The sequence below is a fragment of the Caballeronia sp. GAWG1-1 genome, assembly GCF_023631465.1.
In the GTDB taxonomy this organism is placed as follows: Bacteria; Pseudomonadota; Gammaproteobacteria; order Burkholderiales; family Burkholderiaceae; genus Caballeronia.
Window position 1 is genome coordinate 178,247 of record NZ_JALQDB010000016.1, and the last position, 24,112, is coordinate 202,358.

23 protein-coding genes are annotated in these 24,112 nt (G+C 62.9%); 11 read left to right on the top strand and 12 right to left on the bottom strand.

Annotation, left to right across the window (positions count from 1 at the left end; all coding sequences use genetic code 11):
* Positions 1-20: 20 nt before the first annotated feature.
* From pyrR to NCT03_RS11130, 3 genes are read right to left on the bottom strand one after another with little or no spacing between them, the layout of a single operon-like run.
* Complete coding sequence (gene pyrR / locus NCT03_RS11120) at positions 21-536, bottom strand: bifunctional pyr operon transcriptional regulator/uracil phosphoribosyltransferase PyrR (protein WP_244826106.1); 516 nt, start codon at positions 534-536, stop codon at positions 21-23.
* Positions 523-969: a Holliday junction resolvase RuvX gene (gene ruvX / locus NCT03_RS11125; RefSeq protein WP_250492664.1), complete on the bottom strand. Its 447-nt coding sequence runs from the start codon at positions 967-969 to the stop codon at positions 523-525. The genes pyrR and ruvX overlap by 14 nt, the downstream gene beginning before the upstream one ends.
* Positions 966-1,544: a YqgE/AlgH family protein gene (locus tag NCT03_RS11130; protein ID WP_244826109.1), complete on the bottom strand. Its 579-nt coding sequence runs from the start codon at positions 1,542-1,544 to the stop codon at positions 966-968. Before NCT03_RS11130 ends, ruvX begins: the two co-directional genes overlap by 4 nt.
* A gap of 30 nt (positions 1,545-1,574) precedes the next feature.
* Here NCT03_RS11130 and NCT03_RS11135 point away from each other — a divergent pair, with 30 nt between their 5' ends.
* Positions 1,575-3,104 carry a cryptochrome/photolyase family protein gene (locus NCT03_RS11135; RefSeq protein WP_250492665.1) on the top strand — a complete coding sequence of 510 codons (1,530 nt, stop codon included), beginning with the start codon at positions 1,575-1,577 and terminating at the stop codon, positions 3,102-3,104.
* Here the strand turns inward: NCT03_RS11135 and NCT03_RS11140 are convergent.
* Entirely contained in the window at positions 3,094-4,485 is a 1,392-nt protein-coding gene (locus NCT03_RS11140; RefSeq protein ID WP_244826113.1) for a FimL-related protein, read from the bottom strand. The two genes, NCT03_RS11135 and NCT03_RS11140, sit on opposite strands and share 11 nt — an antisense overlap.
* 223 nt (positions 4,486-4,708) lie before the next feature.
* On the opposite strand from NCT03_RS11140, the gene NCT03_RS11145 reads away from it, so the two are divergent.
* Positions 4,709-4,885, top strand: coding sequence for a hypothetical protein (locus NCT03_RS11145; protein WP_250492666.1), 177 nt, complete (start codon positions 4,709-4,711; stop codon positions 4,883-4,885).
* A gap of 10 nt (positions 4,886-4,895) precedes the next feature.
* Here the strand turns inward: NCT03_RS11145 and NCT03_RS11150 are convergent, their stop codons facing one another.
* Positions 4,896-5,066 (bottom strand): rubredoxin, encoded by a 171-nt coding sequence (locus tag NCT03_RS11150; RefSeq protein ID WP_025527884.1) that lies wholly within the window; start codon positions 5,064-5,066, stop codon positions 4,896-4,898.
* Positions 5,067-5,388: 322 nt separating this feature from the next.
* Between NCT03_RS11150 and NCT03_RS11155 the strand changes: the two genes are divergently transcribed.
* The 3 genes from NCT03_RS11155 to NCT03_RS11165 all read left to right on the top strand — a co-directional run bounded on the left by NCT03_RS11155 (position 5,389) and on the right by NCT03_RS11165 (position 7,535).
* On the top strand, positions 5,389-6,264 hold the full coding sequence (locus tag NCT03_RS11155; RefSeq protein WP_244828100.1) for a hydroxymethylpyrimidine/phosphomethylpyrimidine kinase: 876 nt from the start codon (positions 5,389-5,391) through the stop codon (positions 6,262-6,264).
* Between the two features lie 37 nt (positions 6,265-6,301).
* Positions 6,302-7,078 (top strand): DUF72 domain-containing protein, encoded by a 777-nt coding sequence (locus tag NCT03_RS11160; protein WP_244826116.1) that lies wholly within the window; start codon positions 6,302-6,304, stop codon positions 7,076-7,078.
* 73 nt (positions 7,079-7,151) lie between these two features.
* Positions 7,152-7,535 carry a hypothetical protein gene (locus NCT03_RS11165; protein WP_250465498.1) on the top strand — a complete coding sequence of 128 codons (384 nt, stop codon included), beginning with the start codon at positions 7,152-7,154 and terminating at the stop codon, positions 7,533-7,535.
* Positions 7,536-7,655: 120 nt separating this feature from the next.
* On the opposite strand, the gene groL is transcribed toward NCT03_RS11165, so the two are convergent.
* Positions 7,656-9,296 carry a chaperonin GroEL gene (gene groL, locus NCT03_RS11170; protein ID WP_244826118.1) on the bottom strand — a complete coding sequence of 547 codons (1,641 nt, stop codon included), beginning with the start codon at positions 9,294-9,296 and terminating at the stop codon, positions 7,656-7,658.
* A 93-nt stretch (positions 9,297-9,389) separates the two neighbouring features.
* Positions 9,390-9,680, bottom strand: coding sequence for a co-chaperone GroES (locus tag NCT03_RS11175; RefSeq protein WP_244826120.1), 291 nt, complete (start codon positions 9,678-9,680; stop codon positions 9,390-9,392).
* A gap of 368 nt (positions 9,681-10,048) precedes the next feature.
* On the opposite strand from NCT03_RS11175, the gene NCT03_RS11180 reads away from it, so the two are divergent.
* Complete coding sequence (locus NCT03_RS11180; protein WP_250492667.1) at positions 10,049-10,366, top strand: DUF4148 domain-containing protein; 318 nt, start codon at positions 10,049-10,051, stop codon at positions 10,364-10,366.
* Positions 10,367-10,550: 184 nt separating this feature from the next.
* Positions 10,551-11,282 (top strand): DUF2242 domain-containing protein, encoded by a 732-nt coding sequence (locus NCT03_RS11185; protein WP_244826122.1) that lies wholly within the window; start codon positions 10,551-10,553, stop codon positions 11,280-11,282.
* A 277-nt stretch (positions 11,283-11,559) separates the two neighbouring features.
* Here NCT03_RS11185 and NCT03_RS11190 read toward each other — a convergent pair whose 3' ends face one another.
* Positions 11,560-13,683: a D-(-)-3-hydroxybutyrate oligomer hydrolase gene (locus tag NCT03_RS11190; protein WP_250492668.1), complete on the bottom strand. Its 2,124-nt coding sequence runs from the start codon at positions 13,681-13,683 to the stop codon at positions 11,560-11,562.
* A 258-nt stretch (positions 13,684-13,941) separates the two neighbouring features.
* The gene (locus NCT03_RS11195) at positions 13,942-14,304 is read right to left on the bottom strand and encodes a BON domain-containing protein (RefSeq protein ID WP_244826125.1); all 363 of its coding nucleotides are present in this window, start codon (positions 14,302-14,304) and stop codon (positions 13,942-13,944) included.
* A gap of 677 nt (positions 14,305-14,981) precedes the next feature.
* Here NCT03_RS11195 and NCT03_RS11200 point away from each other — a divergent pair.
* From NCT03_RS11200 to NCT03_RS11215, 4 genes are all read left to right on the top strand, one after another.
* Positions 14,982-16,424 carry a TAXI family TRAP transporter solute-binding subunit gene (locus NCT03_RS11200; protein ID WP_250492669.1) on the top strand — a complete coding sequence of 481 codons (1,443 nt, stop codon included), beginning with the start codon at positions 14,982-14,984 and terminating at the stop codon, positions 16,422-16,424.
* A 129-nt stretch (positions 16,425-16,553) separates the two neighbouring features.
* A complete protein-coding gene (locus tag NCT03_RS11205; protein WP_250465482.1) occupies positions 16,554-17,213 on the top strand; it encodes a 2-hydroxychromene-2-carboxylate isomerase in 660 nt (219 codons plus the stop codon).
* 196 nt (positions 17,214-17,409) lie between these two features.
* The gene (locus NCT03_RS11210) at positions 17,410-18,381 is read left to right on the top strand and encodes a LysR family transcriptional regulator (RefSeq protein ID WP_244826130.1); all 972 of its coding nucleotides are present in this window, start codon (positions 17,410-17,412) and stop codon (positions 18,379-18,381) included.
* A gap of 57 nt (positions 18,382-18,438) precedes the next feature.
* Positions 18,439-19,359, top strand: a complete 921-nt coding sequence (locus NCT03_RS11215; protein WP_244826132.1) for an AraC family transcriptional regulator — start codon at positions 18,439-18,441, stop codon at positions 19,357-19,359.
* Positions 19,360-19,369: 10 nt separating this feature from the next.
* Here the strand turns inward: NCT03_RS11215 and xdhC are convergent, their stop codons facing one another.
* From xdhC to xdhA, 3 genes are read right to left on the bottom strand one after another with little or no spacing between them, the layout of a single operon-like run.
* Complete coding sequence (gene xdhC, locus NCT03_RS11220) at positions 19,370-19,876, bottom strand: xanthine dehydrogenase accessory protein XdhC (RefSeq protein WP_244826133.1); 507 nt, start codon at positions 19,874-19,876, stop codon at positions 19,370-19,372.
* Positions 19,873-22,236, bottom strand: a complete 2,364-nt coding sequence (gene xdhB / locus NCT03_RS11225) for a xanthine dehydrogenase molybdopterin binding subunit (protein WP_250492670.1) — start codon at positions 22,234-22,236, stop codon at positions 19,873-19,875. Before xdhB ends, xdhC begins: the two co-directional genes overlap by 4 nt.
* A 15-nt stretch (positions 22,237-22,251) precedes the next feature.
* Entirely contained in the window at positions 22,252-23,775 is a 1,524-nt protein-coding gene (gene xdhA, locus NCT03_RS11230; protein WP_250492671.1) for a xanthine dehydrogenase small subunit, read from the bottom strand.
* Positions 23,776-24,112 lie beyond the last annotated feature (337 nt).

Genomic DNA, 24,112 nt, shown 5'->3' on the forward strand with positions numbered 1-24,112 from the left:
CCGGTGTTGCCTTGAATGGGTTACTGAGCGCGCGATTCAGTGGTGAAGTCGAAGCCGCCGTCCGCGCGTCGCGCGAGCACGAGGCCTTCGTTCGCGGGGACGTCCACCGTGCCGCCGACGAAGCGCGCCGCAATGGGCAACTCGCGTCCGCCGCGATCGGCGAGCACGGCGAGATCGACCGAAGCGGGACGCCCGTAATCGTAGAGTTCGTTGATGGCCGCGCGCACCGTGCGTCCCGTGGACAGCACGTCGTCGATCAGCACGATACGGCGGCCGTCGACCGCGAACGGTAACGAAGTCGGGCTTGCCTGGCTATGCAGGCCCTTCTTCGCGTAGTCGTCGCGATGCAGCGCCACGTTCACCACGCCGAAGTGCGGCGCGTTGAACTCCTTGGCGAGACGCTCGGCAAGCCACACGCCGCCGCTGTAGATGCCGACGAGCGCGACACCCTCTTCTTCGGCGAGCGCGTTTTCATACGCGGCATGAATCGATTCGACGAGCGCGCGATACAGCGCTTCGGCGTCAATGGAACTCATGATCGTCGGGAAGTCCGTCGAGGTATTGTTGAAGAATGACGCGGGCGGCTTCCGCGTCGATGTCGTCGAAACGGCCGCGCGCGTTCGGACGCACGCCGCGCGCACGAAGGTCGGCTTTGGCATCGACGGAACTGTAACGTTCGTCGACCCATTGCACGGGCACGTTGAAACGCCCGTTCACCTGATTGCCGAAGCGCTTGGCCTGCGCGCTCATTTCGTGCGGCGTGCCGTCCGGATGCAGCGGCATGCCGACGACCACCGTTTGCGGCTTCCACTCGTCGAGCAGTTTGCCGACTTCATCGAAACGAAAGTCGCGGTTGCGGTTTTCGAGCACGGCGAGCGCGCGTGCCTGCTTCGTCAATGTATTGCCAACGGCGACACCAATGCGCTTCTCGCCGTAATCGAATGCCAGCAGCGTGGCTGCCCCGCTCATGCGTGCCCTGCTTCGCCGGAAAGCATGGAACGCGATACGCCGAGCAGCGAGAGCGCCGCTTCGAGGCGATCTTCGGCAGGCACGTCGAAGATGATGCGCGAGTCCGCTTCCACCGTGAGCCAGCCGTTCTTGGAGATTTCTTCTTCGAGCTGACCGGCGCCCCAGCCTGCGTGACCGAGCGTGAGCAAGAAGCGCTCTGGGCCCTTGCCGCTAGCGACTGCTTCGAGTACATCTTTCGAAGTGGTCATGGCGAGGCCGCCGGGTACACTCATGGACGAGCTATACGGTTCGCCGTCGCGTTCTTCATGCAGCACGAAGCCGCGCTCGGTCTGAACGGGACCGCCGAAGTACACGGGCAAGTGAACGAGAGGTTCGATTTCGAGTTTGAGATCGATACGATTGAACAGCGACTGGAGGTCGATATCGGTCGGCCTGTTGATGACGAGACCCAGCGCACCGCGATCGGTGTGATCGCAAAGGTAGACCACGGTTCCTGAAAACGTCGGATCGGCCATGGACGGCATGGCGATCAGGAACTGATTCGTCAAATTGATGCGATCGGAAGTCTTGGACATAATTCAGGATTTTAACAAAGGCGCTGACAGATGGCCGACTTTGATGTGGGTCTGGTGTGGATTCGGCGGGACCTGCGCGCAGCCGACAATGCTGCACTCTATCACGCGCTTACAAGGTGCCGTCGGGTGCTGTGCGCGTTCGTTTTCGACCGCGACATCCTCTCGCCGCTTGCGCGAAACGACCGGCGCGTGCCGTTCATTCATGCGAGCGTGGTGGAACTGGATCGCACGTTGCGCGACGCTGGCGGGACGCTGATGGTTCGACATGGCGTGCCTTTGCATGAGATACCCGAGCTTGCGGTCGAATGCGGCGCGAACGCGGTGTTTGCAAATCGCGATTACGAACCGAGTGCGAAGGCGCGTGACGAGGCAGTGGCGCAGAAGCTGGCGAGCAAGGACATCGCGTTTTTCACGTTCAAGGATCAGTCGATCTTCGATCATGACGATGTGCTCACAGGCAGCAGCAAACCCTATACCGTCTTCACGCCGTACAAGCGCAAGTGGCTCGCGACACTCACGCCGGACGCGCTCAAGCCGTACGCATCCGAAGATCATTTGAACGTGCTCGCGAAGCCGCCGGGTAACGTCAGGCACGCCATTCCCTCGCTTGACGCGCTCGGCTTCGGCGCGGAGCACGCGCCCGCCTTTCCCGCTGGCACGAGCGGCGCGTATGAGCTTTTCGATGACTTCATCGACCGCATGGCCGACTACGATCACGCCCGCGATTTCCCCGCGCTGAAGGGCCCGAGCTATCTCGGCGTTCATCTGCGACACGGCACGGTTTCGATTCGCGCACCCGCTCGCACCGCGCACGATGCGCAGCGCCACGGCAACAAGGGCGCGGAAACCTGGTTGTCGGAGCTTATCTGGCGAGACTTCTATTTCTCCGTGCTGCACCATTTTCCGCATGTCGGCGTGCCGGGCGATCATCGTGCATTCAAGCCGGAATACGACCGCATCCAGTGGGAGACAGGCGATGCCGCCGACGCGAACTTCGCCGCATGGTGCGCGGGACAAACAGGTTATCCGCTCGTCGATGCCGCGATGCGGCAAATCAACCAGTCAGGCTATATGCACAACCGCCTGCGCATGGTGGTGGCAAGTTTTCTGACCAAGGACCTCGGCCTTGACTGGCGGCGCGGCGAAGCCTATTTCGAAGCGCTGCTAAACGATTTCGAACTGTCGTCGAATAACGGCGGATGGCAATGGGCATCATCGAGCGGCTGCGATGCCCAGCCGTATTTCCGCATCTTCAATCCGACGACGCAGTCGAAGAAATTCGACGCGGCGGGCAAGTTCATCCGCCACTACGTGCCGGAAATCGCGGGCTTGTCGGACCGGGACATTCACGCGCCGTGGCTCGCCAAGCCCGACGCACTCTCGAAGGCGGGGATTTCGCTTGGCGCGGACTATCCGCAGCCGGTAGTCGATCACGACGCCGCGCGCAAACGCACGCTCGCGCGATACGACGTGGTGCGCGGACCCGCGAAACGCGCCGACGATTCACGCAGCAGCAGCGCGGACGCTGCCGACGAACCGCACGCCGAAGCTAGCGATTGACCGCGGCGGGCCGCTCGATCATGGCGGTGAGCGCGGCAATCGACGCGCGGCCTTCCGACGGCGCAATGCCGGCCGCGGCCTGGTGCAGCATGGACCGCAGCATCTGAGCCGCGCGTTCGGGAACGGTGGCATCGAGTTCGCGCGCGACGCCATCCGCCGATTCATGCGCGCCCTGATGCGCGACGCGCCGCCATGCGAGACCGAGTGTATCGGCGAGCAACGCGACATGGCCCAAGCCGAGCGCGCAAGCCGCCGCGCCCAGCCGGTGCGACGCGTTCGCCGAGTGCAGCGCCGCGTCCGCGTCCACCGTGCCTGTTTCGCTTGCTTGCGAACCGCGCTCGACCAGTCCCTCGATGGAGGCTTCCGCGCTCTGGAGAAAGTCTTCGTAAGCCGTGGCGTTCACGCGCAGCGCACCCAGATCGCGCGATGAACCGTCGCGGGCGTTTTCCTCGATCGCCTGCGCCGCGCCCTGCTCCCACGCGGCCTCCGACGCGGGATTCGCCGCGACATGCCACGCCACCGTCAAACCGTAGTCCCGCAAGACGTCGACCCGTTCCGCGTCTTCCGGCATCGCGCCGTAGAGTGCGAAGTCGCGCCAGAGGAGCGCAAGCGTCGCGCGCACGAGCGAGCGCGGCGCATAGGTCGAAGCGTGCGCCTGATCCGCCAACACGAGATTGAAGCGCGCGTAAAGGCGCTTGGCGTCGGCGTTTGCGGCGAAATCGGCGTCGCCGCGACGCTCCGCGCGCTCGCGCAGCGCCCAAATAGTGTTGAGCGCGAGCCGCCAGAAGTCGTAAGGATCGGGGCCGCCGAGCTCGCCCAGGCACTCGTCGAGGCGCGCGAAGGCATCGGCGGATTCCTGCTCGGGCCCGCGCAAGAGCTTGAGCAGGGCCTGTTCGTAGTGCGCCCGAACACGCGCAAGCCGCTCGGGCGCGATGCCGCGCAACGTCGCGGGCGCGATGGCGCGGCCCGCGAGCGCGAGGTCATCGTAGGAAACCGGCGCGACGCGCGTATGCATGGCGAGCAACGCATGCAGCCCGCGATAGTGATCGAACAACACGGTCGAGCACGACAACTCGCGCAGATTGTGGCGCTCCACCGCCGCGCCGAAGTCCGCGAGCGCAGCCGCGATGCGTGCACGCGTCGGCTCCGATTCCTCGCCGAGCGGCGCGACGAGCGCGAGCGCTTCCGCGAAACGCTGCGCAGGCAGCCAACCCGCCGAATGCAGCGCGGAGATCGCGCGCTTCAACGCGGGCGCGGTTTCGCCCTGACGCTGGAACGCGTGATGGGCATCGGTCAGCGCCATTTCGGCGAGCCGCACCGAGCCGCCGCGCGGATTGGGCAGAGCTTCGAACGTAACTGGAAGATCGGGACGAGATGTCATATCTGGCGCTCACAAACCGGTTCGCAGGCGCCGTGAGTCGAACATGGGCGCGCGCGGTGAAATAGCATCATCGATGAAAGCGTCGGTACTTGACCGCGCTCACGATTTTATCGACCGACGGACCGCTTACTGCCTGCGCCCGTCTCGCCGAACCACGGACCAGCCTCAAGCGTATGCCTTCAGGCGCCGGTTCGCATTGGCATCGGCACGCGTCGTGGCGCCCATGCAGCTTGCAGCGGCCAAACATGCGACCGGCGCGCGCATCGATTTCGACGCACGACGCAACACCGGCAGCGCTGCCGGACAAAAACAGCAACGAAAGCAGCGAACGAAAGCAGCGAACAAAAAAGCGGTCCGCAAAAAACGCGCGCCGCATGACGCGAGTCATGCGGCGCGGTAGAGCGTGCGGATCAGATCTGGACCATCTCAAAATCTTCCTTGCGGGCTCCGCATTCGGGACAAGTCCAGTTGATCGGAACGTCCTCCCAGCGCGTACCCGGCGCGATGCCCTCTTCGGGCAATCCCGCCTCCTCGTCATAGATCCAGCCGCAGATCAGGCACATCCAGCTTCTATATTCCATACTTATGCCGCGTCGAAATGGTCGATTGAAATTAGGACATGATGGTACCGTGTTGGCGTGTCAATGCCTAGCGAGATGCCCGTTCACGCGTGGCCAAGCCTTCGACCGCCGTACTGGCTCTCTCAAGCGCCGCCGTACCGGAAAAAAGTGCGCAAAGACTGTAGCCTGACGGCGTTAGGCCGCATAATCGAAACATTGAACCATAGTCGAACCACGGTCGAATCATGACCGAGCTGGCCGCCGCCAGTGCACTTCGAGGCGCGGGCGTTCGCGGCCCTTCCGTTCCATTCGTGCAATCAAGAAAACAATGTCCGCTTTTGCCATGACCGGCGACTCCCCACCGATCGTTCTCACCTTCGGCCTGACGGACCCCACAGGCGGTTCGGGGCTTCAAGCCGACGTGCTGACGCTCGCAAGCATGGGCTGCCACGGCGTGACGGTGCTGACGGGCTACGCGGTGCGCGACTCCGCGAGCTGCGACGAAGTTACCGGCATCGACCCCGACGTCGTCGCCACGCAGGCGCGCATGTTGCTGGAGGACATGCCGATCGCCGCGTTCAAGATCGGCGCGGCAACGCGCGCGGAGGTGGTTTCCGCTATCGCCGAAGTGGTGTCCGACTACGACGACGTACCGCTGATCCTCGCGCCGGACTTCACACTAGACGATGAACATGTTTTGTCCGCTGACGAGCTGCGTGAGTCGCTTGCCGACCTGCTCGTGCCGCAAACGACTATGTTGATCGCCGATCACGCCACGTTGTTGCAGCTCGCGCAACCCGACAGCGACGCCGAGGCGCCAACGCTGGATGCCGCGATCTCGCATATCCTGGCGCAAGGTTGCGAATATGTGCTCGCAATGGAAACCGGCACGCATCGGCATGTGAACACGCTGTATAGCGAAGAAGGCCAGGTGCGGCAAGATACGTGGGATCGCGGTGTGCATCGCATCATGGGGCTGACGGATACGCTCGGCGCCGCGGTCGCGGCCTTGCTTGCCAACGGACAGGAACCCGCCGAGGCCGCACGCGAGGCTCAGGAGTATGTGTTCCAGGCGGCGCGCGCCGCGTTCCGTCCGGGCATGGGCGCCTATTTGCCGGACCGGTTTTTCTGGGCGCGCTCGAACGATGCAGACGAAGAAGGCGAGACGTCGTCCCTCCCCGACGAGTCGGCGGGACTGCCTGGGGAAGTACGCCATTAGCCCAAAACACTGACCAATCGAGTCGCCGGGAGAACGCATGCCGTACCGACTGCCCCATCTGCACAAGCCCGGCCCGCAAGGCGCGATCCGTATCGGCTGCGCGGGTTGGGGTTTGTCGAGCGCCGTGTCGTCGAGCTTTCCGCATGAAGGCACGCATCTCGAACGCTACGCACACGTGCTGACTTGCGTCGAGATCAATTCGAGCTTCTACAAACCGCATCGCGAATCGACTTACGCGAACTGGGCGCAGAGCGTGCCCGAGTCATTTCGCTTCTCGGTGAAATTGCCCAAGTCCATTACGCACGACGCGCGGCTCGTCGGCACCGAGGCGCTCCTCGACGAATTCTTGCAAAGCGCGGGGCAACTCGGCGACAAGCTCGGTTGCTGGCTCGTGCAACTGCCGCCCAGTCTGCCCTTCGATCAGGCCACGGCCGAAGCCTTCATCAAGGCGTTGCGCGAGCGCACGAAGTTGCCGATTGCAATCGAGGCGCGGCATCCGTCCTGGTTCACCACCCACACGGCCGCGCTCCTGAAGGCGCATCACATGGCTTATGTCGATGCGGACCCGATCCCCGACGAGTGCGAGATCAAGCATCGCGCGGACACTTCGCTCGTGTATGTGCGGCTGCATGGCTCGCCCGAGCTCTACAAGTCTTCCTACAACTACACCTATCTCGACGACCTCGCGCGCACGCTGCACACGCGCGCGAAGAAAACGCCCGAAGTCTGGTGCATCTTCGACAACACCGCCGAAGGCAATGCGCAACCCAACGCGCTGCATATGATCGAGCGTCTGCGCACCCACCATCGTTAAACCGATTCGTTCACGAGGAGCATTCCCGATGCATCGATCAGCAAGACGAATTGCACGCCTTTTTCAAGCCACGATGTTCGCCTCGCTGATTCACATCGCCCTGCCCGCAAACGCGCAGCAAAGCACGGCGCCGCCCGCCACACCGGCTGGCGACGGCACCTTCCTGCTGACCATCTTCCTCAAGCATGATCAAAGCAAACCGCTTCCGAAGATCAACGAGCAGTTGAAGGAGCAAGGCTTCTTCAAGACGTTTCCGCCGCCGGGAATCGAAGTGGTGTCGTGGTACGTGATGATGGGCGTCGGTCAGGTCGTGACCTTGCGCGTGCCGGCCGATCGCCTGCGCGAAGTGAATCGCGCGATCGAAACCACCGCGTGGGGCGGCTATACGACGGAGTTTTATCCGACCTACGACTACAAGGCCGCCGCGCAGAACTTGCGCGATCAGATGAACAAGTAACGGTCCGCGTTTGCCACGGACGGAAAAAAAACCCGCATTGCTGCGGGTTTTTCTTTGCGGCGTGAGCTTCTTTCGAAACCCACGCCCTGAGGATGAAGCAAGTAACCGGTCGAAACCGAATTACATGTCCATGCCCATGCCGCCCATGCCGCCGGGCATGCCACCAGGCATGGCCGAGTCTTCCTTCGGCAGTTCCGCGACGGCTGCGTCGGTCGTCAGCAGCAGGCCTGCCACCGATGCCGCGTTTTGCAATGCCGTACGCGTCACCTTGGTCGGGTCGACGACACCGGCTTCCACCAGGTCACCGTACTCGCCCGTTGCCGCGTTGTAGCCGTAGTTGCCCGTGCCCGCAGCAACAGCCGCCACCACGACGGAAGCTTCTTCGCCGCCGTTCGTGACGATCTGGCGCAGCGGCTCTTCCATCGCACGCAGAACGATGCGGATGCCCGCGTCCTGGTCCGAGTTCAGGCCCTTCACGCCTTCGACAGCCTTGCGAGCGCGAATCAGCGCGACGCCACCGCCGGCCACGATGCCTTCTTCCACAGCCGCACGAGTCGCGTGCAGTGCGTCTTCGACACGTGCCTTCTTTTCCTTCATTTCGACTTCGGTCGCAGCGCCGACCTTGATCACTGCCACGCCGCCAGCCAGCTTGGCCACGCGCTCTTGCAGCTTTTCACGGTCGTAATCCGACGTTGCTTCCTCGATCTGCGTGCGCACTTGCTTCACGCGCGCTTCGATGCTTGCTGCTTCGCCAGCGCCGTCGATGATCGTCGTGTTTTCCTTGCCCACTTCGATGCGCTTTGCTTGACCCAGTTCAGCCAGCGTAGCCTTTTCGAGCGTCAGGCCGGTTTCTTCCGCGATCACTTGACCACCGGTCAGGATAGCGATGTCTTCCAGCATTGCCTTGCGACGGTCGCCGAAGCCCGGAGCCTTGACGGCAACGGTCTTCAGAATGCCGCGGATGTTGTTCACGACCAGCGTGGCCAGCGCTTCGCCTTCGACGTCTTCAGCGATGATCAGCAGCGGACGGCCAGCCTTCGCGACTTGTTCCAGTACCGGCAGCAGATCGCGGATGTTCGAAACCTTCTTGTCGTGCAGCAGCACGAACGGGTTTTCGAGCAGGGCGACTTGCTTGTCCGGGTTGTTGATGAAGTACGGCGACAGGTAGCCGCGGTCGAACTGCATGCCTTCCACGACGTCCAGCTCGTCTTCCAGCGACTTGCCGTCTTCAACCGTGATCACGCCTTCCTTACCGACCTTGTCCATTGCTTCAGCGATACGGTCGCCGATGGACGTGTCGCTGTTCGCCGAAATCGCCCCGACTTGAGCGATTTCCTTGTTCGTCGTGCAGGGCTTGCTGATCTTGCGCAGTTCTTCGATAGCTGCAGCCACTGCCTTGTCGATACCGCGCTTCAGGTCCATCGGGTTCATGCCCGATGCAACGTACTTCATGCCTTCGCGAACGATGGATTGCGCCAGAACCGTAGCGGTCGTGGTGCCGTCACCGGCGTTGTCGCTGGTCCGGGAAGCGACTTCCTTGACCATTTGCGCGCCCATGTTCTGGAGCTTGTCCTTTAGTTCGATTTCCTTCGCGACCGAGACACCGTCCTTGGTGACCGTCGGGCCGCCGAAGCTGCGCTCGAGCACGACATTGCGGCCCTTCGGACCCAGCGTGACCTTGACCGCGTTGGCCAGAATGTTCACGCCTTCGACCATCTTGGCGCGTGCGGTATCGCCAAAAGTGACTTCTTTAGCTGCCATATTCAAACTCCTTGAGTCGATTCAGTTTTGAGGCTTCGGGCGGCAGGCTCCAATGGAGCGGCTCTGCGGCGAAGCCGAAGTGCAGGAAGGTGCTTACTTGACCAGAACGGCCATGATGTCTTCTTCGCGCATCACGAGCAGTTCTTGCCCGTCGACCTTGACGGTCTGGCCGGCGTACTTGCCGAACAACACGCGGTCGCCCACCTTCACGTCGAGGGCGTTCTGCACACCCTTGTCATCGCGCTTACCCGGGCCGACGGCCAGGATTTCGCCTTGATCCGGCTTTTCGGCTGCAGCTTCGGGGATGATGAGGCCCGAGGCAGTCTTGGTTTCCTGATCCAGACGTTTAACGATGACGCGATCGTGCAAAGGACGAAGATTCATACACACTCCTCTCTTGATTGAGACTGAAAACGCGGGGGAAACCCGCCCGGTGAGCGAAGCTGCCCGAGCGGCAATTTGTTAGCACTCTCGTGCAGTGAGTGCTAATTATATGGATCGAGTTTGACAATTTCAAGGACGGGGACAGACGGGCATTCCCTATTTCGCGTACTTTTGTCTGGACACGGGGAAATTAATAGATTTCGTAAGGTCGATTGGTTGGATTAATGTCAATCCGTCAATTCTGATTTCGCTTAATTAGGGTTTCTACTAGGGTCGGCGAGGCCTAGACTGCATTTCAACGACGAAGCAGTGAAGAGACAAACTCTCCACCCGCAACGTTCCCGAGATCAGTACCTAGGAGGTTCATCATGTTCAAGTCGATCATCCCCGCAATCGCCGTTGCTGCCGTCCTTGCAGTCCCCACTTTCGCCCAGGCGCAAGAAAACGCGCCGGTGACGCGGGCTGAAGTGAAGGCTCAACTGGTTCAACTGGAACGCGCAGGCTACAACCCGGCCAGCGATCAAACCCAATACCCCGCCAACATTCAGGCCGCGCAAGCACGCCTGAACGCGCAACAAGGCACGGCTGCATCGTCGTTTGGCGGTGTCGGCGAAGGCGCTGCCGCTTCGGGTGCTGCCCGCCGCGCGGCTACCGACCCGAATCCGGTCGACTTCAATCGCCCGTAATCTTCAATTCGCGTAACGAAGCCCGGCACGCACGCCGGGCTTTTGCTTTTTGCGCATCCCGAAGGAAAAGTTTCTGTAAGCCATGGATTCGACGATGTTTTTGGACTACGTTTTTTTCTCGCGCAGTCGGAGGGCACTACAATTTGTGTTTGTTGCATCACAAATTTCGTCTTCGTTGCCTCTCATGCCTATGTCGTCGTCGCTGCGCCTTGCCTTTCTCTCCCTCGGAATTCTCGCCCTTGCCGCCTGTGGCGGACGCGCGGCGACCACGCCGAGCTATCAGCAGGAACTCTTTGACTCCGGTGCAAGTCCGTTCGCGCGCAACTTCGACGCCACCGTGAACGAAACCTGCGAGGCGGCCCGCCGCGCGCTGCTCTCGCAAGGCTTTCTCACGACGATGGCGCAAGCCGATACCGTCGACGCCACCAAGAACTTCCAGCCGTCCACCGAAACGCACGTGGTCGTCTCATTCCATGTGGTCTGCACGCCCGGCGAAAACACGACCAATACGAGCATCGCTTATGTGAACGCGGTGCAGGACGGCTATGCGCTCAAGAAGAGCGATACCTCCGCAAGCGTGGGCTTGAGCGTCTTGGGCTCGCTTTCGCTGCCGATCCGTTCGAACAGCGATGCAATGGTCAAGATTTCCAGCGAAACCGTGCCCGCCGGCAAGTTCTATGACCGATTCTTCGGGCTGATGGGGCACTATCTGAGCACGGTGCCGCGCAGTTCGCCCATCGCATCGGATGAGGTCAAGAGCAAGCCGCTCGCACCGTCGCTGATCGTGAGTTCACCGGATCTCACGCCAACGCCGATCGTCGTACAGGCGCCCGCCGCGGCGGCGACGGCCATCCAGTCATCCGACGCGAAACACGCCGCGTCCGAGGGCGTCGCGGCATCGGCGCCGGTTCAGTGAGATCGAGCGAACGCGTCGTTCCGGCATACACTTCGTCGATGCAAGCATCAAGCACGCGGGCAACGGCGGCTGCAGTTGCGTGATCAGCTCACCGCAAACCTCATTCAGCACCCGTCGCCGTTCGCAAAATGTACCCGCGTGGCCTGTGACGCCTCGCTCATCGCGCAGCTAGCCCCCCGGACGCATCGATGCGGCGCGCTCATCACGCGCCGCCTAAAGCTGAAGCTCCGCCTGCCGCCGACAGCGACGCCAATCCGCACGCCACTCCCATCACCCCTCAATTCGGCACATTCACCACGCCGCCATTCACCGAAATCGCATTCGCGCCGGGGCTCGCCGCGATCGCCGGGAGATTCGCCACCGTCAATTGAGGCGCCGCACCCGGCGTGCCGCCGCGCGCCACCGTATGCACGACTTGCGACGGCGGCAACGGCGCGTTGTTCTTCAGGTGAGCCCACATCAAATTGAGCGCCTGAAGGTTGTAGTAGTGCACGGGCACGAAGCGCGTATCGAAGCCAGCCACGCTCAGGAACGCATCGAAGTGCTGACCGTTCGTGATTTCGTACAGTGAGAGCTGGCTGTTGTTGCCTTCCACCACCTTGTTCGCGCCGAGATACGGCCGCGAGGCATGGTTGATCGGCACGAGCGCATCCGACCTTCCCTGCACGATGATCGCCGGCTTGCCACGCAGATTCGCGTTGACGCGAATCGCGTTCACGCTCGCCGTCATCGTCGGATTGCCGTTCGCCCAGAGCGCGCGCAGGCAGGCCGCGCCCGCGAAGCTCGCATCGGGCGTCGCAAGCCGATGATCCGCCGCGCTCGACGTCCCCGCGTTATAGACGAGGTTGATGCCGTTGGTCGGCGGCACGCCATTGCCGTTGCCGAAGACCGTGGGCATCGGCGAAACGAGCGGGTTCACGCCCGCCGCGCCGGTCAGCGCGTTGGTCGTGCCGAAGCTGAAGTTGCACAGGTTGTCGGCGACGCTCGCCAGCATGTAGGCATCGGCGTAAGTCACGGCGACGGCAGGCACGGCCTGCGAGTCCCACATCGGCGCATGTAGCGTGTCGGAGTCGGCTTCGTAGCCCGCCTGATGCAGCTTCGCGAGCGCGTCGTTGGCTTGCGAGAGCGTATCGCCGCCGGCAATCGCGCCGCTCGCCGCGAGCGTCGCGCAGCGTGCGGTGCGAATCGCCACGGTGGTCGCGAGCGGCAGTGCCGTCAGATACGGCGCGCCGACCGCCGCCGTCGCTAGCGCCGCGCATGGCTGAAGCAGGTTCGCGTAGGTCATGTAATCGGCAAGCGGACGCCCGAACGAACCGACGGCCTGGCCGCCTTCGCGCACCGCAACCTGCGCCGGCAGATTCATGTTGATCTGCGGTTCGCCGACGACGACCGCGCTTATCCAGCCATCAGTGTCCTGTTCGGCGGCTGCAAGCGCCGCGCCGCCGCCATTGCTCACCGATGCCGCGATCGTCGTAATGCTGCCCTTCGAGTAGCGCGCGGAGTGCGTCGAGCCGTTGACCACGCCATAGGTATCGTTGAGCGCCCAGTACGCGAACTGAATCGCCTGCAACGTATTCTTGCCCCAGTCCTTTTCGGGATTCTGCTGCGAGTGAGCGTGTTTGAAAGCGTAGCGATTCGGATACGCCGAGTTGTAAGCCGAAAGCGCCGATTGGCTCAGGTTCGCCTTGAAGATCGCCGAATTGCCCGCGAAGGTCGCATTGGAAAGCGTGCCGTCGATCAGCGTGACGAGATTGGTCGACAACTCGTGCGCGCCGTTGCCGCTGCCTTTGTCCGTGTACGCAACCGCGCAGCCGCGCTTCAAGCCCCACTCGCCCGCTGCCGAAATCGCGCCATATATGCCGCGCGATCCCGACGATGTCGCCGTCACGATGCAAGGCTGATCCGGATTGAAACTCGTCGGAATCTGCACGAGCAGGCTGACGTTCTTCGTGCCCGAACCGTCGTCCGAGAAGGCCAGATACTCCTTGCCCGCGATCTTGCCTTCGCCGAGCGTGTCGCCGCCGTTCAGATCGACATTCGGTCCCCAGAAGCGCCCGTAGCCGCCGTTCGCCGACATATCGACGAGCGCACGATAGTTCGAATAGATAGCCAGGCGCCGCAGTTCCGCCGCTGTCGGCGCGGCCGCATTGGCGATTGAAGGCGGCGTCGCCGACGCAAGTCCTGTCTTGCCGAGTCCGGCGGTCAGCAGGTCGTCGGTATTGCCGTCGTAAGTCTGCGTCTTCACCGTTCCCGAGACGAAACTCGGCAAGGTGTTGGACGGGAACTGCGGGCCGTCGTCATCGCCGCCGTGACAGGCGACGAGCGTGGTCGTCGCAAATGCCGCCAGCACGGCGAGCGTCGCCGCGCGTGACAACCCGTGGACTCGTGCGAATCTTTTCATTGTGTGTCTCCGCCATCCGGTCGCTTGTTGTTGATCGACTTCTGCACCGTGCCGCACGCACGGCCTTGCCGACAACAAGTATTACGCGCAAACAGCGATCGCGTAATTGCTGAACTTCCCTTAGAGCAAAGAGAAGTCAGAGGATGTCAGAACGACAACGGGCCCCGGCGTGATGCCGGAGCCCGTCGAGTGACCCGCATGAAGCGCCGCCGATGACAGCGCTAAACCGCGCCGCCAGAAACAACGCAAACGGCGTGCTTAACCTCCGCCGTTCTGAACGCCCAGCGAAATCTTGTTGGAAACCGACTTCACGCCCGGAACGCCCTTGGCCACTTCTTCTGCCTGGGCGATCTGGCCGCCCTCCGGCACGGTGCCCGAGAGCACGACAGCGCCGGAGCGCGCGCGTACGAATACGTTGGACACGTCGAAGCCTTGCGCCTTCGACAACGCACGGCGCACGTCGTAGCCGAGCTTGCGGTCGGTCTTCTTGGTCGCCGATTTCTGAGCCTTGGTCGGCGCGGCCGACGTGGCGTCCGCATCGCTCGCTTGAGCATAAGCGCTCGACGCCACGGCCACGCACACCACCACGCCCAGCGCCTTCAACAGATCGACAGCTTTCATGATTTCTCCTTTTGTTTCGCTTATTGACTTCGCACAGTTACTACTTCACTCGTTGGCACATCAAAACAAACCGAACCGCTTTCGTGCAACAGTCCGGCGGCGGCCCCGAAGGATACGCCGCAGCCTCGAATGCGCCTTCCACCGAGGATGGCTCGATGGCAAGACGCTCGATGCGGCCTGATGCTGCAATGCGGTGCTGCGAGAGACTGGCGAAATTAACAAACTGACTACGGCCGGTTACTTGGGGCAAGTGCCCGTCGGCTCGAATATGTGGCCTGCCGTATGGCGGATGCGGAACAGGAAACCGTCGCGCGACACTCCGAAGAGCATGGCGTTCGCCCAATTTACCCACATGCCGGGAAAACTGTCCGGCGCATGAGCGGGCTACAACGCGCATGGTTCCCGCCAACTGGCGGCGAACGTCAATTTAGCCCAGCGCGGCCTTAAGCGCAAAACATTTAACGTTGCAAGGAACTGGATGCGGCGTGGCGCAACAGCGGCGGCACGAGTGCTGCGGCATGCACACACGCGTGTCACACTCGTGGTTTGCACGGCCGCCGAGCCAACGACTCGCACGCGTGGCATGGCGCAACTCGACGGCATCTTGAATGCGGATGGCTTCAGGTAAGCTCGCGGAAACCTCGAAACTTCCATGCTTATTCAAGTTTGCCGCCGCGATGATTCAACCTCCAGGACACCAACCCGAAGACCCCGCTCACAAAGCCACGGGACGCAAGCCGCAGAGGATCGTCGCGCGCTTCGTCGCGATTTCCTGGCGCGATCTCGCGCTGACCTTCGGTCCGATTCTGCTCGTCAGTATCGCGGCGCTCTATCTTGCCGTGCGGCTGATCCAGCCCGCGCCGCCAAGCACGCTGACGATAGCGGCAGGCCCCAAGGGCAGCTCGTTCTGGAACAGCGCGCAGAAGTACAAGGCAATCCTCGCGCGCAACCGCGTCACGCTCAACGTGCTGGAAACGCAAGGCTCGCTCGACAACCTCACGCGTCTCGAAGATCCGAAATCCGACGTCGATGTCGGTTTCGTGCAAGGCGGCATGACGCCGGACGCGGCGAGCGATCAGCACGCGAACCTGGAATCGCTCGGCAGCGTGTCGTATGTGCCGCTCGCCGTGTTTTATCGTGGCGCGACTGTCACGCGCTTGTCCGAACTGAAGGGCAAGCGGCTCGCCATCGGCGCGGAAGGCAGCGGCACGCGCGCGCTTGCGCTCACGCTTCTGAAGGCGAATGGCATCGAGCCGGGCGGCGATGCCGAACTGTTGCCGCTCGCCGGCGACAAGGCCGCGGCCGCGCTCGAAGACGGCACGATCGACGCCGTATTCCTGACGGGCGATTCCGCGCAACCGCCGACGATGGCCAAGCTCCTGCGCACATCCGGCATCCGTTTCATGGACTTTACTCAAGCCGATGCCTACGCGCGCCGCTTCCCCTATCTCACCGAAATCGAACTGCCGATGGGTGCATTCGATTTCGCCCGCAATCTGCCGCCGCGCGCCGTTCACACCATCGCGCCGACGGCCGAACTGGTGGCGCGCGACAGTCTGCATCCCGCGCTCTCGGATCTTTTGATCGAAGCGGCGCGCGAAGTGCACAGCCGCGCCAACCTGCTGCAGCGCGCAAACGAGTTTCCCGCGCCGCTCGTCCACGAATTTCGCATCAGCGACAACGCCGAGCGCTATTACAAGTCGGGCAAGAGCTTTATCTACCGGACGCTGCCGTTCTGGATGGCGAGTCTCGCAGATCGCGTGCTAGTCGTGCTGGTGCCGTTGATCGTCGTGCTCATTCCGGGCTTGCGGCTGGTGCCGGGGCTTTATCGCTGGCGCGTGAAATCACGTATCTACAAGTGGTATGGCGCGCTCATTGCAATCGAACGGGAAGCGATCAGCGGCCCGGACACCGCGCAGCGCGACGCCCTGATCGACCGGATCGACGCGATCGAATCGGCGGTCAATCGCATGAAAATGCCGCTTGCCTTCGCCGATCAGTTCTACGTGCTGCGCGAACATATCGGCTTCGTGCGCGAACGGCTCGCGCATGCGCCCGTCGCCGAAACGGAGCCGCGCCGTGAACCGGCGCAGGCAGACAGCGAGCCGAGCAGCACGTAATATCGCCAGGTAGGATCGAAAGATGCGAGCGGAATAAAGGCGCGGGTCCACGTACCACCCTGCGCGATGCGGTCGGACAATGAATAAGCCCGAAAAGCCGGGCGCGGCAGGATCAAGGGAGAACTCTAGATGAGCGCAGCGCATGCCAACGGCCCTGGCCAGCCGTACTTTTTCTTCGATTTCATATCGCCGTTCTCGTATCTGCTGCTGGAGCAACACGAAAAGTGGCCCGACATGCCGTTCGAGTTCGTGCCGGTGCAGTTGTTGAAGCTGCTCGACCGCTGGGGACAGCCGCACGCGGCGACCATTCCGTCGAAACGCGTGTTTACGTATCGGCATGCGCTCTTTCGCGCCGAGCAGCTTGGCATTCCGTTCAAAATGCCGCCCGCGCATCCGTTCGATCCGCTCAAGGCGCTGCGGCTCGCGGTAATCGCAAATGGCGATCTCGTCTGCGTGCGCGAAATCTTCCGCTATATCTGGCGCGAAGGACGCGATCCGTCGACGCCAGAAGGCTTTCGCGGCTTGTGCGAGCGGGTCGGCATGCCCGAAGCGGAAACGCGCGTCGAAGACGAAGACATCAAGGCGAAGCTGCGCGAGAACACCGACCGCGCCGTCGCGATGGGCGTCTTTGGCGTGCCGACGTTCGTCGTCAACGACCAGCTCTTCTGGGGCGAAGACACCCTGCCGATGGTGCTTTACGTCGCGCGCTCGCCGAACTGGCTCGATGGCGCCGAAGTGAAGCGCATCAGCGCGCTGCCGGTCGCGCCGCGAGACGCGGACTTCAGCTGACGCTTCGCGGCTCGGCGGCTGATGCCACGCATAGCGCGTGCGCTATGGCGTTAAAAAGCGGAAAGCGTTTAACCTCGGGTTAGCTGCGTGACTATTTTGTGAACGGTGATGCATCGGGGCGCGCAAACGCACGCTCCGGCATTCCGCGTTCGTTGCGATCAGCCGCCGTGTCCGTCTTCAAACCGCAGCTTCGCCCATGAACGATCCCGCCGACTCACTCGATATCTGGCTCATCCGCGTCTTGCGCACGCTGCTTCTGGAGCGCAGCGTGACGCAGACCGCGCAGCGGCTGAACCAGACACAGCCGGCCATCAGCACCGCGCTGCGGCGGCTCCGCGAGATTCTCAACGACCCTATTCTCGTGCGCGGCAAGCAGGGAATGGTGCCGACCGAGTACGGCGAATCGCTGCTTGCGCCGGCGCAGCGCGCTTTGCGCGAAGTCGAATTCGTCGCGACACCGCACGGCGAATTCGATCCCGCGAGTTCGCGTCGCACTTTTCGCCTTGCCGCGCCGGATTATCTGAACGATTTCTTCATGCCGACGCTCGTCGCCGCCTTCCGCGATGCAGCGCCCAACGCGCGGCTCGAAATCGAATCGCTCAATCCGATGCGCGATCACGAACGCGCGCTCGACGAAGGCGAGATCGACGTGATGATGGCCAACTGGACCAAGCCCGAGCCGCGCTTCGAAAAGCAGGACCTTTTCGCCGACGTATTCGTCTGCCTGATGCGCGCGAACCATCCGCTCGCGCGCGAGCCGCTCACGGTCGAGCGCTACGCACTCGCCGCGCATCTCGCGCCGACGCCTTATAGCGGAGCGAAGCGGCATCCGATCGATATCGGCCTGGCGCGCGCGGGCGTGAAGCGGCGCATCGTCGCGACCATTCCGTATTTCGGACTCGTGCCGCAAGTGCTGCTGCAATCCGATCTGATCTTTACCGCACCGCGCCGTTTCGCGCAGCATTACGCGTCCATGCTGCCGCTTGCGGTGCTCGATTCGCCGGTGCCGTTTCCGCGCATCAAGTGCTATCAGCTCTCGCTGCCGCAACCCGATCAGCCGACAGACGTCGCATGGCTGCGCGAAATGATCGCGAGCGTCTCCGAGACGCTTACCGGGCGCAAGAAAAATGCAAGCATCGAAGAACTGCTGAGCCTCGCCGCCAAGTAGTGACGGCGCGGGCGCATCTCCGCTACCATCGGCGAAACAAGAACTATTCTTTCGCGCATGGACGCCCTCGATCGACTCATTCAGCTTGCGCGCCTTTCCGGTGCGCTCGATCTCCGCTGCCTGCTTGCCGGGCCGCTCGAACTCGACCACGCGCCGGGTGCGCCAGGTGAGGCGCTCTATCACGTCGTGCTGGAAGGTGCGTGCACGGTAGAGCGCAAGGGACATGCGAGCGTCGCGTTGAACGCGGGCGATATCTTCATGCTGCCGCGCGCCGATGCGCACGTGGTGAGCGTCGGTCCCGTCGATGCCAGCGAGAAAATCGGCGCCATGACTTCGCGCGATAACGGCGCCATCACGGTGCGGACCAATGTGGACGGTCGGGAAGCGGCGCTGGATTTGTTGTGCGGACGCTTTCTGTATGCGCCGCGCGCCCTTCTCATCGACGTGTTGCCCGACTTCGTGCACGTGTCGTTCACGAATGCATCGGCGCCCTATCTCGGGCCGCTCGTCGCGGCGATGCGGCGCGAGGCGGAGGAAGCGCAGCCCGGCGCGCCGTCGATCGTCACGGCGCTCTCCACCGCGCTTTTCACGATGGTGCTGCGTGCATGGCTCACCGAGCAGCCGTCACTCGCGGGCGTGCTGGGCTTGCTGGCGAACCGGCGTCTGGGCGCGGCGGTGATCGCCATGCTCGAACGGCCTGCCGATCCGTGGACGCTCGAAATGCTGGCGAAGGAAGCGGCGATGTCGCGCGCCACCTTCATGCGCGCGTTCTCGGCGCATTCGGACAGCTCGCCGCTCGCGTTGCTGAGCCACGTTCGCATGCAGCTTGCGAGCACCATGCTCATGCACACGAGGAAAAGCGTCGCGGATGTCGCCGCGGACGTGGGCTATCAGTCCGAGGCGGCTTTCTCGAAGCGATTCAAGGAGTTGTACGGCGTGGCGCCGGGTCGTTTCCGGCAGACGAACGGCCTGAGCTGAATCCGCGTTTTCAGGCGGCCAACCGCGCCGCCTTGAGCGCCGGCAAACCGAGCCGCGCCGTCATTTCCCTCACGCGCAGCAACTGCGCCGCCACCGCCAGCGCGATCGAACCCGGCGCTTTATCGACGATTCCCTCGACGCCGATCGGACACGTGATTTCCGGCAGACGCTCCGCCGAAAGCCCGCGCTCCATCAGGCGCCGCTCGAACTTCACGCGCTTGGTCTTCGAGCCGATGAGGCCGAAGTACGCAAAGTCCTCGCGGCGCATGATCCGCTGCGTCAACGAAAAGTCGAGCGAGTGATCGTGCGTCATCACGATGAAATACGCGCCCGCCGGCGCTTCATCGACGATGGCGTCGGGCAGATCCGTGGCTTCGACCTGCACGTTCGCGGGGACTTCGTCGGGGAAAAGTTCGTCGCGCGCGTCGACCCATTGGACGACGCACGGCAGCGTGCCGAGCACTTTCACGAGCGCGTGGCCGACGTGACCCGCGCCGAACAGAACGATATGCATCATGTCCGTGCGCTCCTCACCGCGTTCACTGCCTTAAGAATTTCTTCGGCGGTCGCGGGCGCGTTCAGCGGCGGATTCACCTTGTGATCGCCCACGGCGGATACGGCGTCGCGAATCGCAAAGAACACCGAAAACGGCAGCAGCAACGGCGGCTCGCCCACCGCCTTCGAGCGATGAATGCTGTCTTCCGCGTTGCGGTTCTTGAAGAGCGACACGCGAAAATCAGGCGGCATGTCGTTGATCGTCGGAATCTTGTAGGTGGACGGCGCGTGCGTCATCAGCTTGCCGTTCTGATTCCACCAGAGTTCCTCGGTCGTGAGCCAGCCCATGCCCTGCACGAACGCGCCTTCGACCTGGCCAATATCGAGCGCCGGATTCAGCGACGCGCCCACGTCGTGCAAGGCATCCGCGCGCAGCACGCGCATTTCGCCCGTGAGCGTGTCGATCACCACTTCCGCGACCGCCGCGCCATACGAGTAGTAGAAGAACGGACGGCCCTGCATGGTCGCCTGATCCCAGTAGAGCTTGGGCGTGGCGTAAAAGCCGTCGGACCACAACTGCACGCGCGCGAGGTAGGCCTTCTGCACGATCTCGCCGAACGGAATGACATCTTCCCCGACGATCACGCGGTCGTTCGCAAAGCGCACTTGCGACGCTTCCACCTTGCCGCCACCGAACTTTTCCGCCGCGAATTTCGCGAGCCGCTCGCGCAGTTGACGCGCGGCGTCCTGCGCGGCCTTGCCGTTCAGATCGGTGCCGGTGGAAGCCGCCGTCGCCGATGTATTCGCCACCTTGCTCGTGTCGGTCGCCGTCACGCGCACGCGGCCGAAATCCACGCCGAGCTCATGCGCGACCACCTGCGCGACTTTCGTGTTCAAACCCTGGCCCATCTCGGTGCCGCCGTGGTTCACGAGCATCGAGCCATCGGTATAGATATGAACCAGCGCGCCGGCCTGATTGAAGTGCGTCACGTTGAACGCGATGCCGAACTTCACCGGCGTCAGCGCCAGCCCTTTCTTCAGGATCTCGTTGTTCGCATTGAACTCGCGCACGGCTTCGCGGCGACGCCGATACTCGCTCGACTCGGCCAGCTCACCAATCAACTCCTGCAGCACGTTGTCTTCGACGGTTTGTCCGTAAGGCGTCTTGTTGTTTTCCGTTTTGCCGTACAGATTGTCGAAGCGCACATCCAGCGAATCGCGACCGACCGACCGCGCGATGTTGTCCATGATGTACTCGATGGCGAACGCGCCCTGCGGCCCGCCGAAGCCGCGAAACGCGGTGTTCGACTGCGTGTTGGTCTTGCCGCAATAGCCTTCGATCTTCACGTCCGCGAGCCAGTACGCATTGTCGAAGTGGCAGACCGCGCGCGTCATCACCGGGCCGGAAAGGTCCGCCGAGAAACCGCAACGCGATGTCATGTCGAGCGCGACGCCGTCGATCACGCCGCGATCGTCGTAGCCGACTTCGAAGTCGTACTGGAAGTCATGGCGCTTGCCGGTGATCATCATGTCGTCGTCGCGGTCCGGACGCAGCTTCACCGGGCACAAGAGCTTCCACGCGGCAAGCGAGGCGCAGCACGCGAAAATGCCCGACTGCGATTCCTTGCCGCCAAAGCCGCCGCCCATGCGCCGGCATTCGACCAGCACGTTGTGCGAATGCACGCCAAGCACGTGCGCCACCAGATGCTGCATTTCGGTCGGATGCTGCGTCGAGCAGTACACGTGCATGCCGTCGTCGTCCTTCGGCACGGCATACGCGATCTGTCCTTCGAGATAGAACTGTTCCTGACCGCCGAGCTTCATCGCGCCGCGTTCGTGATGCGCGGCCTTTTGCAGACGGCTCGCTGCATCGCCGCGCGAGAGCTTGAGCGGATTCAGCACGTAGGATTCGGCTTTGCGCGCGTCTTCGGCGGTCAGCACGGCCGGCAATTCCTCGTATTCGATGTTCGCGCGACGCGCCGCGAGCCGCGCCGTATCGTGCGACGTCGCGACGACGATGAACATCGGCTGCCCGACGTATTGCACGATACCGGGCGCGAGCACCGGATCGTCGTGGATGATCGGGCCGCAGTCGTTCACGCCCGGGATGTCCTCGGCGGTGAAGACGGCGACGACGCCGGGCGTGGCGCGCACGGCGCCGAAGTTCATCGACACGATCTTCGCGTGCGCCTTCGGACTCATGCCGAGCGCGGCGTGCAGCGTGCCCGCGACGACGGGAATGTCATCCGTATAGCTCGCGCGCCCGCTCACATGCAAATGCGCCGACTCGTGCGGACGCGAAACGTGGACCTGCTTGAAATCGTCGGCTTCGTTGGCGAGCGACTGGGCTTCGGCGAGAAAGGCTTCGGCTTGTTGGTTCATGTTCTTATCGGCTCCTTACTTCACTTCGACGAGTTCGATTGCACGCACATCCAGCTTCGACTTGGGCATCGGATTGTGAGGACGCGTCTCCAGCCAGAATCGATACAGCACGCTCTTCGCGGTATCCAGCCGATAGTCGCTGCTCGCGCGCATGTCGGTGAGCGGCGCGTAGTCCTTGCCGAGCGCTAGCATCGCGGCCTGCGCGGTGGCTTCGTGCCAGTGCGCGTCGGCGAGCACGCTTTCGGCGTGCGTGGCGCGCTTGGGCGTCGCGGCCATGCCGCCGAAGACGAGACGCGGCTCGCGGATCGTGTCGCCATCCGCGATAAACGAGAACGCGGCATACACGGCGGAAATGTCCGAATCGAAGCGCTTCGAGAGCTTATAGGCGCGAAATTGCAGCTTCGCGCGCTGGCCGCCGCGCGTCGGCACGCGGATGGCGGCGACGAACTCGTTCTCCGCCATGTCCTTCTTTTGATATGCAATGTAGAGATTTTCGAGCGGCATCTCGCGCGGGCCATCGACGCTCATCAACACGACGCGTGCGTTCAACGCGATGAGACCGGGCATCGAATCGCCGATGGGCGAGCCGTTGGCGACGTTGCCGCCGAGCGTGCCCGCATTGCGGATGGGCAGCGAGGCGAAGCGCTGACGCGTCTCTTCGAGTTCGGGATATGTCTTCACGAGTTCGGCATACGCGCGCTCGACCGACACGCCCGCGCCGATCTCGATCCACTCCTCGGTCGTCTCGACATGCTTGAGCGCCTCGATCTGTCCGACATAGACGATGTCGCCGAGATCGCGCAACTGCTTCGTCACCCACAAGCCGACGTCCGTGCTGCCCGCGAGAATGCGCGCCGTGGGCTTTTCGGCTCTGAGTTGCGCGAGCGCGTCGACGGTGCGCGGTGCGTCGAACTGGCGGCCCGCGTGCTCGTAGTGGAAAGTGTCGTCACGCGAGATGCCGTCGAGCGAACGCGCCAGCGCCTCGACGTTCAACGGCGCGAGCGGCGCGTGATCGAACATCTGCTCGGCAGCCTCGATGATCGGCCGATACCCTGTGCAGCGGCACAGATTGCCGGTCAGCGCGTTGCTGATCTCCTGGCGCGACGGCCGCGTTTTGTCGCAAGCCTGCGCACAGCCTTGCGTTGCATGACCATGCTTTTCGTAGAGCGCGAACATCGACATGGCAAAGCCGGGCGTGCAGAACCCGCACTGCGAACCGTGACAATCGACGAGCGCCTGCTGCACCGGATGCAGCGAACCATCCGGCTGGCGCAAGTCTTCGACAGTGAAGAGCGCCCGGCCGTCGAGCGTCGGCAGAAACTGCACGCACGCGTTGACCGCCTTGAACGCGACGCCGCCCGCGCCGTCCGGTTCACCGATGACGACCGTGCACGCGCCGCAATCCCCTTCGGCGCAACCTTCCTTGGTGCCGGTGCAGCGCGCGTCTTCGCGCAGGTATTGCAGGACGGTGCGCGTGGTCGACGCGCCGCTTACTTCGCGGATCGCATTGCGATGGTAAAAGCGGATCGGCTGGGTCATGAAATTCTGTCTCGCGGGGCTTCGATGATTCTTTTTGCTGGTTGCGCGGAGTGCGCAGCCGGTGGCTTCGGATGGTTCCGGCGCTTTCTCGGATTACTCCTAGCGCTTCGATGATTCGAAAGCTATCACCGCCAAAATCCGGAACCCATAGGCGACATTGCATGTACGACATACTCCCATCGCGATAAGTCGTGAAACCCTTATGCAGCGCGGCTTCCCGACATGCCGCCCGACCGTTCGGACAGGCAATTTGGACCACGTGGTTACAAAACTGGCGCGACATCGGGTCGCAAGCTATGTGACAATCACGCTTTCGCGTCGAAATCAACCCCGTAGT

Excerpts from the sequence above, each read along its gene's own strand:
- pyrR (WP_244826106.1), bottom strand. The coding sequence starts at position 536 with ATGAGTTCCATTGACGCCGAAGCGCTGTATCGCGCGCTCGTCGAATCG.
- ruvX (WP_250492664.1), bottom strand. The coding sequence starts at position 969 with ATGAGCGGGGCAGCCACGCTGCTGGCATTCGATTACGGCGAGAAGCGC.
- NCT03_RS11130 (WP_244826109.1), bottom strand. The coding sequence starts at position 1,544 with ATGTCCAAGACTTCCGATCGCATCAATTTGACGAATCAGTTCCTGATC.
- NCT03_RS11135 (WP_250492665.1), top strand. The coding sequence starts at position 1,575 with ATGGCCGACTTTGATGTGGGTCTGGTGTGGATTCGGCGGGACCTGCGC.
- NCT03_RS11140 (WP_244826113.1), bottom strand. The coding sequence starts at position 4,485 with ATGACATCTCGTCCCGATCTTCCAGTTACGTTCGAAGCTCTGCCCAAT.
- NCT03_RS11145 (WP_250492666.1), top strand. The coding sequence starts at position 4,709 with ATGCAGCTTGCAGCGGCCAAACATGCGACCGGCGCGCGCATCGATTTC.
- NCT03_RS11150 (WP_025527884.1), bottom strand. The coding sequence starts at position 5,066 with ATGGAATATAGAAGCTGGATGTGCCTGATCTGCGGCTGGATCTATGAC.
- NCT03_RS11155 (WP_244828100.1), top strand. The coding sequence starts at position 5,389 with ATGACCGGCGACTCCCCACCGATCGTTCTCACCTTCGGCCTGACGGAC.
- NCT03_RS11160 (WP_244826116.1), top strand. The coding sequence starts at position 6,302 with ATGCCGTACCGACTGCCCCATCTGCACAAGCCCGGCCCGCAAGGCGCG.
- NCT03_RS11165 (WP_250465498.1), top strand. The coding sequence starts at position 7,152 with ATGTTCGCCTCGCTGATTCACATCGCCCTGCCCGCAAACGCGCAGCAA.
- groL (WP_244826118.1), bottom strand. The coding sequence starts at position 9,296 with ATGGCAGCTAAAGAAGTCACTTTTGGCGATACCGCACGCGCCAAGATG.
- NCT03_RS11175 (WP_244826120.1), bottom strand. The coding sequence starts at position 9,680 with ATGAATCTTCGTCCTTTGCACGATCGCGTCATCGTTAAACGTCTGGAT.
- NCT03_RS11180 (WP_250492667.1), top strand. The coding sequence starts at position 10,049 with ATGTTCAAGTCGATCATCCCCGCAATCGCCGTTGCTGCCGTCCTTGCA.
- NCT03_RS11185 (WP_244826122.1), top strand. The coding sequence starts at position 10,551 with ATGCCTATGTCGTCGTCGCTGCGCCTTGCCTTTCTCTCCCTCGGAATT.
- NCT03_RS11190 (WP_250492668.1), bottom strand. The coding sequence starts at position 13,683 with ATGAAAAGATTCGCACGAGTCCACGGGTTGTCACGCGCGGCGACGCTC.
- NCT03_RS11195 (WP_244826125.1), bottom strand. The coding sequence starts at position 14,304 with ATGAAAGCTGTCGATCTGTTGAAGGCGCTGGGCGTGGTGGTGTGCGTG.
- NCT03_RS11200 (WP_250492669.1), top strand. The coding sequence starts at position 14,982 with ATGATTCAACCTCCAGGACACCAACCCGAAGACCCCGCTCACAAAGCC.
- NCT03_RS11205 (WP_250465482.1), top strand. The coding sequence starts at position 16,554 with ATGAGCGCAGCGCATGCCAACGGCCCTGGCCAGCCGTACTTTTTCTTC.
- NCT03_RS11210 (WP_244826130.1), top strand. The coding sequence starts at position 17,410 with ATGAACGATCCCGCCGACTCACTCGATATCTGGCTCATCCGCGTCTTG.
- NCT03_RS11215 (WP_244826132.1), top strand. The coding sequence starts at position 18,439 with ATGGACGCCCTCGATCGACTCATTCAGCTTGCGCGCCTTTCCGGTGCG.
- xdhC (WP_244826133.1), bottom strand. The coding sequence starts at position 19,876 with ATGATGCATATCGTTCTGTTCGGCGCGGGTCACGTCGGCCACGCGCTC.
- xdhB (WP_250492670.1), bottom strand. The coding sequence starts at position 22,236 with ATGAACCAACAAGCCGAAGCCTTTCTCGCCGAAGCCCAGTCGCTCGCC.
- xdhA (WP_250492671.1), bottom strand. The coding sequence starts at position 23,775 with ATGACCCAGCCGATCCGCTTTTACCATCGCAATGCGATCCGCGAAGTA.